At 63.5% G+C, this 10,735-nt stretch carries 8 protein-coding genes; 5 read left to right on the top strand and 3 right to left on the bottom strand.

The genetic code is table 11. The features are described from left to right. Nucleotides 1-203 precede the first annotated feature (203 nt). On the top strand, nt 204-677 hold the full coding sequence (locus tag EJV47_RS27610; protein WP_126696450.1) for a hypothetical protein: 474 nt from the start codon (nt 204-206) through the stop codon (nt 675-677). A 26-nt stretch (nt 678-703) separates the two neighbouring features. Beyond that, a complete protein-coding gene (locus EJV47_RS27605; RefSeq protein WP_126696449.1) occupies nt 704-1,426 on the top strand; it encodes a YqjF family protein in 723 nt (240 codons plus the stop codon). 343 nt (nt 1,427-1,769) lie between these two features. Here EJV47_RS27605 and EJV47_RS27600 read toward each other — a convergent pair whose 3' ends face one another. Beyond that, on the bottom strand, nt 1,770-2,126 hold the full coding sequence (locus EJV47_RS27600) for a HesB/IscA family protein (protein ID WP_126696448.1): 357 nt from the start codon (nt 2,124-2,126) through the stop codon (nt 1,770-1,772). 230 nt (nt 2,127-2,356) lie between these two features. Between EJV47_RS27600 and EJV47_RS27595 the strand changes: the two genes are divergently transcribed. After that, nucleotides 2,357-2,890, top strand: coding sequence for a DUF7935 family protein (locus EJV47_RS27595; protein WP_126696447.1), 534 nt, complete (start codon nt 2,357-2,359; stop codon nt 2,888-2,890). Nucleotides 2,891-3,035: 145 nt separating this feature from the next. Beyond that, entirely contained in the window at nt 3,036-3,416 is a 381-nt protein-coding gene (locus tag EJV47_RS27590; RefSeq protein WP_126696446.1) for a hypothetical protein, read from the top strand. Between the two features lie 6 nt (nt 3,417-3,422). Here EJV47_RS27590 and bshA read toward each other — a convergent pair whose 3' ends face one another. Continuing rightward, nucleotides 3,423-4,562: an N-acetyl-alpha-D-glucosaminyl L-malate synthase BshA gene (gene bshA / locus EJV47_RS27585; protein WP_126696445.1), complete on the bottom strand. Its 1,140-nt coding sequence runs from the start codon at nt 4,560-4,562 to the stop codon at nt 3,423-3,425. Nucleotides 4,563-5,044: 482 nt separating this feature from the next. Continuing rightward, nucleotides 5,045-8,020 carry a serine hydrolase domain-containing protein gene (locus tag EJV47_RS27580; RefSeq protein WP_126696444.1) on the bottom strand — a complete coding sequence of 992 codons (2,976 nt, stop codon included), beginning with the start codon at nt 8,018-8,020 and terminating at the stop codon, nt 5,045-5,047. 572 nt (nt 8,021-8,592) lie between these two features. Between EJV47_RS27580 and mutL the strand changes: the two genes are divergently transcribed. Beyond that, on the top strand, nt 8,593-10,662 hold the full coding sequence (gene mutL / locus EJV47_RS27575; protein WP_126696443.1) for a DNA mismatch repair endonuclease MutL: 2,070 nt from the start codon (nt 8,593-8,595) through the stop codon (nt 10,660-10,662). The last annotated feature ends 73 nt before the right edge of the window (nt 10,663-10,735 follow it).

Genomic DNA, 10,735 nt, shown 5'->3' with positions numbered 1-10,735 from the left:
TTGCCACGGTCTGTTCCGTCATGGTCGGGGAAGGAGTGAAGCGTCAGATACTTCAAACCTACCCTGTTCCGGGCGGAACAGATTTCTTTTTGCCCCAGCTTTAGTACCCCGCAACTTGGGTTAGCTTAGGCCGACCTGCTCCGGCACAGCACTTTTTAGAGGACTATAAGCGCTTTCTGCGGCAGAGTCCGCACAACTCGCGTGTGGAACAGCAAGCGGAGCTGATGCTGTTGACTGAGCTTTTCAGTGCCCAGCAACGCAAAACGGGGCGTAGCTTCGATCAGGCAGATACACTTCATATTCTGCTGGAAGCGCCCAGTAACTCTGGTGAACGGTACCTGCCCTACGCTGGAATGCTGTGGAACAGCTCTGATACCGTGGCTTTTGCGCTGACTTATGATTTAGCCAGCCACCCGGTAAGGCATGCCGTGCAGTACCGGCCATTCATGACCTCGTGCCGGGTCCCGGGAGGAGACTGTTCGCGGCAGGCGCTGGTACGCCTCGTAGCTGGCCAGCACTTTGATGCCGCCAAGCAGCTAGCTCAGGCCAATCGGGAGCTTGGGGGAAGATATACGCAGGTGGTTTCAGCTACCAAAACACCGCGGGGTTACCGCATCGTTTCGTTTATTTTATCAGCCTTCATGCTGCCGTTTACCGATGCATTACCGTTCCGGTAGCTGCTGGTTGTAGCCCATTCGCCCTTATGCCTACGACTTTCCTCACCGCCGAGTGGCGCAACCTGCTCATGGCCAATTACGCCGTGGACCCCACCATTCTGCGGCCCTTCCTGCCCTACGGCACCGAGCTGGACGACTGGCAGGGCACCCACTACGTGAGCATGGTGGGCTTTATGTTCGAGCACACGCGGGTGCGGGGTTTTAGCGTGCCCTGGCACCGGCACTTCGAGGAGGTCAACCTGCGCTTCTACGTGCGCCACCAGGACCCGCAGGCTGGCTGGCGCCGGGGCGTGGTGTTCGTGAAGGAAATCGTGCCACGGACTATGATTGCGGCCGTAGCCAACGCCTTCTACGGCGAGAAGTACCTGGCCCTGCCCATGCGGCACCACTGGCGCCCGGCCGGGGAGGGCCGGCTCGACATCGACTACGGCTGGCAGGTGGGCGGCCGCTGGAACGAGCTGCGGGCCACCGTGGAGCAGACCTCGGCGCCCATTGCGGCGGGCAGCGAAGCCGAGTTCATCACCGAGCACTACTGGGGCTACACCCGCCTGGGGGAGCGGCGCACCGGGCAGTACGAGGTGGTACACCCGCGCTGGAACGCCCACCGGGTGCTCGATTACCGGATGGAGTGCAGCGTGGCCCAGCTCTACGGCGAAGCCTTCGTGGAGCCGCTGGGCCAGCCGCCCCGGTCAGTGTTCATGGCCGACGGCTCGGCGGTGAAAGTCATGGGCGGGGAGCGGATTGGGTAGCGGCCCATGGTATGCCCAACGCCTAGTTCGTGGCCGAGCTGGGCCGGCCGCTGTTTCTGGCGGTGCCCCCGCTGCCTGGCCGGGCTGGCGGCCCGACTAGCGCAGCGGTAATGAAACCCCACGCCGTGAAGAGCGCCGCGTACTGACCTTGCACCTGCCCACCCCGACTACCAACAGGGCGACTTCCTCCTTGCTGCCGTTGTCGGGTAAAAGGTTTCCCGCAGGTAAGCGCACGAAAAAGCCCCGGTAACTTCCGAGTTACCGGGGCTTTTTTCAGGCTGAAAAGGAGACGGGACCAGCATCAGTGCCAGCCGTTACTCCATCCGTAAGATCAGCGGTCAGCCTAGGCCGAGAACGAGGAGCCGCAGCCGCAGGTGCTCTTGGCCTGGGGGTTGTTGAAGGTGAAGCCGCGGGCGTTCAGGCCGTCCTGGAAGTCGACTTCCATGCCCATCACGTACATCGCGTGCTTTTTATCCATGATCAGCTTTACGCCGTCGAGGTCGAAGGTTTCATCCTGTTCCTTGGCTTTGTCGAAGCCCAGCAGGTAGCTCAGGCCCGAGCAGCCGCCGCCCTGCACGCCCACGCGCAGGCCGTATTCGGCCGGCACGTTCTTCTCGCGCAGGATATTTCTTACTTCCTCCAGGGCACGGGGCGTGAGTGCGATGGGGGCCAATTTGGTGGAAGCCGTGGCAGTTGCCATAGTTGAAAAAGAGGTTGCGTAGAGACTCCGAAAGGAAGGGCTTGGCGGCCCGGACGACAAAGATACTGCCCGGTCGCTATTCGCCGTATCATTCCCGTAACAGTAGCCCGCCGCGTCCGGTTCACGTATATCTTTGCCGGCCGCCGCGGGCTGGGTGTATTACCCGTTTTCGCCGGTTTTGTTTAATTCTCGCGCGCCTGCTTTCGAAATGGTGCGCCCTACTGTCCCGCATGGATTCCGCCCTGCTCATCGATCTGCTCAAAATCACCCTGCCGGCCCTCATCGTGGCCGGTACCGTCTACTACCTCATTCAGCAGTACCTGGAGAAGGAGCAGCAGCGCCGCCTGATCGAGCTGCGCCTGGAAAGCTCCAAAACCACGCTGCCGCTGCGCCTGCAGGCCTACGAGCGGGTTATCCTGCTGCTGGAGCGCATTACGCCCAACAACCTGCTGGTGCGCCTGAGCTCCGCCGGCCAGACCGCCCCTGAGTACCACCGCCTGCTCATCCAGGAAATCCGGGCCGAGTACGAGCACAACCTCTCCCAGCAACTCTACATGAGCCCCGACGCCTGGACGCAGGTGCGCCAGGCCAAGGAAAGCATCGTCACGCTCATCAACAAGGCCTACCAGACCCTGCCCAACCAGCAGCAGGCCCGCGGCACCGAGCTGGCCAAGCGCGTGCTCGAAGCCCTGCTCACCGACGAAGCCGACCCCACCAGCGCCGCCATCGAAGCGGTGAAGCGCGAGGCCGTCGGGCTGTTCTAGGCGCTGCGCAGGCGGGTTATTCTCTGCTTGCTGCCGATAAGTCGGCGGCGCGGTCCTGCCAGGTTAGCGGACCAGAAAAAACGTCCGTTGGCCGGTAGTTAGCCGACCGACGGACATCCGGCCTGTTATTATCCTTCGAGCACCTATGTTCCGTCGACTCTTACCGCTTGCGGCGTTGGGGCTCCTGCTGGAGCTAGCCGCGCTACCTGCTCACGCCGAAAGCTGCAAGAACTGCGGCGAAGGCATCTGGGGCGCGCTGTTTATGGGCTTGTTCGTGGTTTTTGGCCTGCCGGTGGCCGCCGGTATGGTAGCGTATGTTTTTCTGAGCATCAACGACGAACACGCCCGCCTCTCGCGCTGCGTGCAGGGGGCAGCGCTGGGCCACGTGCTCGGCGGGGCGACGCTGCTGCTGCTGAAGGCGGCGAGTGGCACCGGCTTCCTGGTGCTGCTGGTGTTGTCGAACCTTTTCGGCGCCTGGTACCTGGACTATTCAAGCCGCGACGACCAGGATACCCCGCAAGAATAAGGCGGCCTACACGCCGGCCATAACCGCGTCGATGGCGCGCTGGTAGCAGGCCTCGTAGAGCGGGAGAATTTTCTCCACCGCAAATTCCTCGGCGCGGGCCCGGGAGGCGGCTTTGAAGCGGGCCAGGTTCTCGTCGGCCAGCACGGTAAGGGAGTTCTTGACCATGTCGTCCACGTCGCCGACGCGGCTGACGAAGCCAGTGACACCGTCCACGTTCAGCTCCGGAATACCGCCGGCGTCGGTGCTGATGACCGGTACCTCGCAGGACATGGCCTCCAGGGCCGCCAGGCCGAAGCTTTCCTTCTCGGAGGGCATCAGAAACAGGTCCGACACGCTCAGCACTTCCTCCACGGCCTCGAGCTTGCCCAGGAAGCGTACGTCGTTGCTCAAGAGGCCCAGTTCCCGGCACAGCTTTTCGATGCGCGGGCGGTCGGGCCCGTCGCCGACGAGCAGCAGCTTGGCCGGCATCTGCTGGCGCACCCCGTCGAAGATGCGCACCACGTCGTCGACGCGCTTCACCGAGCGGAAGTTCGAGGTGTGGATCAGCAGCTTTTCGCCTTCGGGGGCAATGGCGGCCCGGAAATGCTCTTTGGGCTGCTTCTTGAACCGCTCCAAGTTGATGAAGTTCGGAATGACCTCGATGTCCTTTTCGACGGCGAAGTACTCGTACGTCTCGCGCTTGAGGTCGGCCGACACGGAGGTCACCGCGTCGGACTGGTTGATGCTGAACGTCACGACCGGCTCAAACGAGGCGTCCTTGCCCACCAGCGTAATGTCGGTGCCGTGCAGGGTGGTAATGACCGGGATGTTGATGCCCTTGGTGCGCAGAATCTGCTTGGCCATGTACGCGGCCGAGGCGTGCGGAATGGCGTAGTGCACGTGCAGCACGTCCAGCTTCTCGTTCTGCACGATGTCGACCATCTTCGAGGCCAGCGCCAGCTCGTAGGGCGGAAACTGGAACAGCGGGTAGGAGGGCACGAACACCTCGTGGTAGAAGAGGTTTTCGTTGACGAAATTCAGCCGCACCGGCTGGCTGTAGGTGATGAAGTGCACGCGGTGGCCCTTCTGCGCCAGGGCTTTGCCCAATTCGGTGGCTACGACGCCCGAGCCGCCGAAAGTAGGGTAGCAGACAATGCCGATGTTCATATGCGGGTGGGGCGGCTGGGAGAGGAGAAAGAGGGGTTTGCTGCTAAACCGGGCAGCGGCCGGCAAGTTGGGCAAAGCCCGAAAAATATGTCGGGCTTAATGGATACGTAATCTGGCGTTGGGTTGGGTAACGTCGGTCATCCTGAGCGCAGCGAACCGGAGGTCGACGTAGTCAAGGACCTTCCTCGCACTCTGCACCGCCGCTGATAACAACGAGCCAACGTTCTTTTCGACGACGACCAGTATGTGCAACAGTCTAACCGCCAAAGTGCCGGTACATTGATATGAGCGTCAGTGCAGGGTGCGAGGAAGGTCCTTCGGCTGCGCCTCAGGATGACGTGCTGCTGGTTCTGGCCTTACCGGTACCCAACAAAAAAACGCGCCGTCCTTGGTCAGAGGACGACGCGCCGGTCAAGGGGTTGCTTGTTCCACACCACATAGAAATGCTTCCCCTCAAGTCAACCAATGCTATTTAGGCGGGCTTAGTTCTTGGCCTGGGCCGCGTCGGTCTGAATGGCCCTGTAAATCACGTCGTGGATGCGGGTGCGGATGTTGTACTGGCGCAGCTTGTTGTTGCCGGCATCCGGGTACACGCGGTTCGACAAAAAGACGTACAGAATCTTGTTTTCGGGGTCCATCCACACGCAGGTGCCCGTGAAGCCGGTGTGGCCGAAGGTGGTGGCGGGGGAGAGGTTGCTGGTCGGGCCCTCGGGCTTGGTCGGGTCGCCGTGGTCCCAGCCCAGGCCGCGGCGGTTGCCGGCCGACTGGCTGCGGGCAAACTCGGCCACCACCGGGGTGTTGAAGAAGCGGCTGCCGCCGTAGCGCCCGTTCTGCAGGTTCATCTGCATCAGGATGGCCAGGTCGTTGGCGTTCGAGAACAGCCCCGCGTGGCCGGCCACCCCGCCCATCAGGGCCGCGGCCTGGTCGTGCACGGTGCCCTGCAGCTGGGCGTGGCGGAAGTAGGTGTCATTCTCGGTGGGCGCAATGCACGACTTCGGGAACCGCTGCAGCGGGTTGTAGGTCATCGTGTTCAGGCCCAGCGGGGCGTAGAAGTTCTGCTGCAGAAACTGCTCGAGCGGCTGGTTGAGCTGCTTTTCGGCCAGGCGCTTCAGAATGATAAAGCTCAGGTCGGAGTACTCCGAGGGGTAGGCGCCCTTCACCTTGGGCAGCATGCCGCTGCGCTTGATCCAGGTCCACACCGAGTCTTCGGCGGTGCGGGCCACGTAGGTGCCCGGAATAACCTCGCGCTGGAAGTCGTCGGTCTGGGTGCTGGCGTAGAAGGTCGGCTTCAGCCCGCCGGTGCGCGTGACGGTCCGCTCCCAGGTGGGGATGCCCGCTTTCAGGCCGGCCTGGTGCAGCAGCACTTCGCGCACGGTCATGTCCTTTTTGTTGGTGCCCTTCAGGTCGGTGAGGTATTCCGATACCTTGCTGTCGAGGTTGATTTTGCCCTCGTCCTTCAGCCACATGATGGCTTGCAGGGTGCCGGCGACTTTCGACACCGAGGCTAGGTCGTAAATCGTCTCGTTGGTAATAGGCTGGGCCTTGTCGTAGGTGGCGTAGCCGTAGCTTTTGTCGAAGACCACGGCGCCGTCCTTAGCCACCAGCACCTGGCAGCCGGGCGTGGCGGCGTAGGCAATGGCCTCGGTGGCAATGTTGTCAATCTGGGCCAGCACTTTCGAGTCGAGGCCCACGGCTTCGGGCGTCTCGTAGCGCAGGCGCTTGAAGTCGGCGGTGGGCAGGCCGGTGCCGGCTTTCAGCGTCTCGGAGACGGTGACGGGCAGGCGGCCCTTGGCGGGCAGGGCGCCGAACAGAATCTGCGGCACCACCAGCTGGGAGGCGAAGTTGTCCTCGTAGCCGCACACCAGGGTGCGGGCGTCCTCCACGTGCTTGAGGGCGTAGGCGTTGCCCATCACCACCACCACGGTTTTCAGGTGCGGATTGGCCTGCAGCTGCTTTACAAACTTCAGGGCCCCGTCGCCCAGCCCGTAGTTGTGGGTGGGCGTGTTGTTCATGTTGTGCAGGCTCACCACCACCGTGTTGTAGCCCTCGAGCTTGGTCAGCAGCCGTGCGAAGGTGGAATCCGGCGCGTAGCGGTTGGTAACGGCGTAGGTGGCGCAGGGCAGGTAGCGCTGCATGGTCTTGCCGAATTCGTTGTCGTTCGGCGCGCCGATGGCAATGGAGGCCATCTTGAGCGTGTCGAGGTGGGCGAAGGGCAGCAGGTCGTCCTCGTTTTTGACGACGGTGGTGGCGTGCTCGTAGATGCTCTGCTGCACCACCCGGCTCAGCGGGCGGTTCAGGTTGCTCATCAGGTTGGGCACGTCGACGGGGCGCAGGCGGTTCAGGCCGGCCCAGTACTTGGCGCGCAGAATCTTGCGCACCCGGTAGTCGATATCCTCCTGGGCAATCTTGTTGTCGGCAATGAGCTGCTTGATTTTCTGGATGGCCACCGGCACGTCCTCCGAAAACAGCAGCACGTCGTTGCCGGCCAGCAGGGCCAGGGCGTCCAGCTCCCCGGGCTTGTAAAGGTTGGCGACGCTCTTCATGTTGAGCGCGTCGGTAAACACCAGCCCGCGGTAGCCCATCTTCTCCTTCAGCAGCCCGGTCACCAGGTTGCGCGAAATCGTGGCCGACTGGTTGCGGATGGTGTCGAACAGCGGCATGTAGAGGTGGCCCACCATCACGCCCATCACCCCGGCCTCGAAGGACTTCTGGAAGGGGTACAGGTCCACGCTGGTCAGGCGGGCCATGTCAGTGTTGATAACCGGCAGGGCCAGGTGCGAGTCCACGTCGGTGTCGCCGTGGCCGGGGAAGTGCTTGGCTACGGCCACCACGCCGTGGTCCTGCAGGCCGCGCACGTAGGCCAGGCCCAGCTTGGTGACCTGCTCCTTGTCCTCCCCGAACGAGCGGTTGCCGATAACCGGGTTGTTGGGGTTGGAGTTGACGTCCATCACCGGCGAAAAGCTCACCTGTACGCCCAGGGTGCGCAGCTTCAGGGCAATTTCGCGGCCCATCTGGTACACGTACTGCGGGTCGTCCATGGCGCCCAGCGTCATCTGCTTGGCGAAGTGCATGGAGGAGTCGAGGCGCATGTTCAGGCCCCACTCGGCGTCCATCGAAATCAGCAGCGGCGTGCGCGCTACGGCCTGGTAGCGGTTGGTGAGGATGGCCTGCCGGCGCGGACCGCCCTGCAGGAACATCAGCCCGCCGATGTTGTACTCGCGGACCAGGAACTCGGTGTAGTTGACGTGCTTGGCCGTCTTATTCGAGTACGCGGCCACCATGAACAGCTGGCCGAGCCGGTGGTCGGGCGAGAGGGAGTTGAACACGGAATCGACCCACTGCTGCTCGGCTACGCTGGCGGGCCGCAGCCCGTCCTTCACCGGCGCCGACGACGACACGATTAGACCCGTAATGGCCAAGAGGAGCAGTACCAGTCCAATCCGAATATCCTTGCCCATTGGCCTCTGAGTCGTGTCGCGTATGAGTAATCTGGTCAACTCCGCTGCCTGCGCCGACGCCCTTCGGCGGGGGCCGAAGCCACCGGGGAAGGGCGCTGCCAGGCAGAGCGGAAATAACCGGCCGAAGCCCGGAAGACGGCGGCCGGCTCAGCTACGGGCATAATCCCGCAAGCAAAAGCTGACCACAAACTTACGCATTATTTCCCGCGCGGGATGGATGCAAAGTCTGTTCCAGTACAGTCCGGGCGGGTTGGCAGTTCCGCCCATTAGCAGGTTCCGGGAATGTTTGAAGTCGGTTATAGGCAAAGTGCTATGTAGCCTTATGAAGGCTCATCAGGCCGTCATGTCGAGCTTGTCGAGACATCTCGCGTGCTGACGCGAGGTAGCATTCTTCTCGTCCAAAGAAGAAATTACTATCCAGCGAGATGTCTCGACAAGCTCGACATGACGTTCTTTTTGGCTCAACCCTGGGTACTGCATTCGGGGCTATATAGCAGCAAGGCCCGGCCGGCTGCCGTACCTTTGCCCTCCCTGAAAACAAACGCCGCCCCCCCGGCGGTTCGTGTGCTGCTATGTCCGATATCATTCAACTGCTGCCCGAATACCTTGCCAACCAGATTGCCGCCGGCGAAGTCGTGCAGCGCCCGGCCTCGGTGGTGAAGGAGCTGCTGGAAAACGCCGTCGACGCGGGCGCCACCCAGATCAAGCTGATTGTCAAGGAAGCCGGCAAGCAGCTGGTGCAGGTTGTCGACAACGGCTCGGGCATGTCGGCCACCGACGCACGCATGAGCCTGGAGCGCCACGCCACCAGCAAGATTCGCACGACCGAGGACCTGTTCAAGATTCGCACCCTGGGCTTCCGCGGCGAGGCGCTGGCCTCCATTGCGGCCGTGGCGCAGGTAGAAATCAAAACCAAGCTGCGCCAGCAGGACACCGGCACGCAGATACTGGTGGAAGGCTCGCAGGTGGTGAAGCAGCAGCCCACCGCCGCGCCCGACGGCACCAGCATCAGCGTCAAGAACCTGTTCTACAACGTGCCGGCCCGCCGCAACTTCCTCAAGAGCAACGCGGTGGAGATGCGCCACATTCTCGACGAGTTTCAGCACGTGGCCCTGTCGAAGTCGAGTATCAGCTTCTCCTTGTACCAGAACGATTTGGAGGTGTTCAACCTGCCCGCCGGCAAGCTCAGCCAGCGGGTGGTGCAGCTGCTGGGCAACTCGTATAAGGAGCAGCTGGCTTTGGTGGAGGAAGTCACGCCGTTCATCTCGGTGAAGGGCTACATCGGCAAGCCCGCTTCGGCCAAGAAAAGCCGCGGCGACCAGTTTTTCTTCGTCAACGGCCGCTTTATCCGCTCGGCCTACCTGAACCACGCCGTGCTGGCCGCCTACGAGGGCCTGCTGCCCAAGGAGACGCACCCGTTCTACGTGCTCTTCCTGGAGCTGGACCCCAAGGCCATCGACATCAACGTACACCCGACGAAGACGGAAATCAAGTTCGAGGACGAGAAAACTGTGTACGCCATCATGCGCGCCGCCGTGAAGCAGGCTCTGGGGCTGCACAACATGGCCCCCTCGCTCGACTTTGAGAGTGACGTGAACTTCGCCCCGCTGGCCGGCATGCGCACCGCTTCGCGCTCCGACTTCGACGACCAGGCCGACGCCCGGCCCATCAACCTCGACCTGGACCGGGGCCGCGAGGGTGGGGCCCTGGCCGCGGCTATGGCCGCGGCGGCTACGCCCGCCCGCCCGCCCCGCAGCGGCAGCGCGGCCCGCCCGGCCGACGAGAAGCCGCTCACGCCGCGCCCCACCGAGCAGGCCCGGCAGGCGCTAGAAGACTTCTACCGCTCCCTGAGCCAGCCCGGCGCCCTCGACGACCTCGAAGCCGAAGCACCCGAAGCCCAGCCCGAGGCCGTGCCCCTGGTGCCAGTGCTGCCCGCCGCTCCGGCCCCGGAAACCGCCGTGCCGCTGCTGCCCACCGCCCCGAACGTAGCGGCCGCCGCCCCGGCCCCCGAGCTGCCCCTGACGCACAGCAGCGCCCCGCTGAGCGCCGGCAGCAGCCCGGGCGAAGCCGCCGTGCCGGGCCGCCGCGCCGTGCAGGTGCAGCAGTACGTGCTGGTGCCGGTGAAGTCGGGCTTGATGCTCATCGACCACGTGGCCGCCCGGGAGCGGATTCTCTACGAGCAGTACCAGCGCACCCTGGCCCAGGAAAACAGCAGCTCCCAGACCCTGCTGTTTCCGCGCACCGTCTCGTTCACGCCCACCGATTTCGTGGTGCTGCGCGAAGTCACCGCCGAGCTGCAGGCCCTGGGCTTCCGCTTCCAGGAGTTCGGGCCGAACACCATCGTGGTGGAGGGCCTGCCGGCCGACGTGCCCCACCGTAGCAACGAAAAAGAGCTGCTGGAGGGCCTGCTGGAGCAGTTTCGCATGCCCGTGGGCCGCGCCCGCCTCGACCGGCGCGAGCAGCTGGCCCGGGCCCTGGCCCGGCGCGTGGCCGCCGGCGGGGCCGCCCGCCTGAGCGAGCTGGAAATGACGGCCCTGGTCGACCGCCTGTTCGCCTGCCAGACGCCCGGCTACACCCCCGATGGGCAGCGCACCCTGGTGATGCTGGAAGCCGAGCAGCTGCAGGCCCTGTTTGCCCGCTGATTCACGCCGAAAGGCTTGATTACTGCCCCGCGCCGCCCACAGTAGCACCAGCAGCGGATAACGTCGGCTGATA

This window comes from Hymenobacter gummosus (assembly GCF_003970915.1).
Taxonomy (GTDB): Bacteria; Bacteroidota; Bacteroidia; order Cytophagales; family Hymenobacteraceae; genus Solirubrum; species Solirubrum gummosum.
The sequence above is the reverse complement of the archived record's forward strand: the minus strand, read 5'-3'. Positions and strand labels throughout refer to the sequence as shown.

Coding starts and splice junctions, on each gene's coding strand:
- EJV47_RS27590 (WP_126696446.1), top strand. CDS start 3,036: ATGTTCCGTCGACTCTTACCGCTTGCGGCGTTGGGGCTCCTGCTGGAG.
- EJV47_RS27605 (WP_126696449.1), top strand. CDS start 704: ATGCCTACGACTTTCCTCACCGCCGAGTGGCGCAACCTGCTCATGGCC.
- mutL (WP_126696443.1), top strand. CDS start 8,593: ATGTCCGATATCATTCAACTGCTGCCCGAATACCTTGCCAACCAGATT.
- EJV47_RS27580 (WP_126696444.1), bottom strand. CDS start 8,020: ATGGGCAAGGATATTCGGATTGGACTGGTACTGCTCCTCTTGGCCATT.
- bshA (WP_126696445.1), bottom strand. CDS start 4,562: ATGAACATCGGCATTGTCTGCTACCCTACTTTCGGCGGCTCGGGCGTC.
- EJV47_RS27595 (WP_126696447.1), top strand. CDS start 2,357: ATGGATTCCGCCCTGCTCATCGATCTGCTCAAAATCACCCTGCCGGCC.
- EJV47_RS27600 (WP_126696448.1), bottom strand. CDS start 2,126: ATGGCAACTGCCACGGCTTCCACCAAATTGGCCCCCATCGCACTCACG.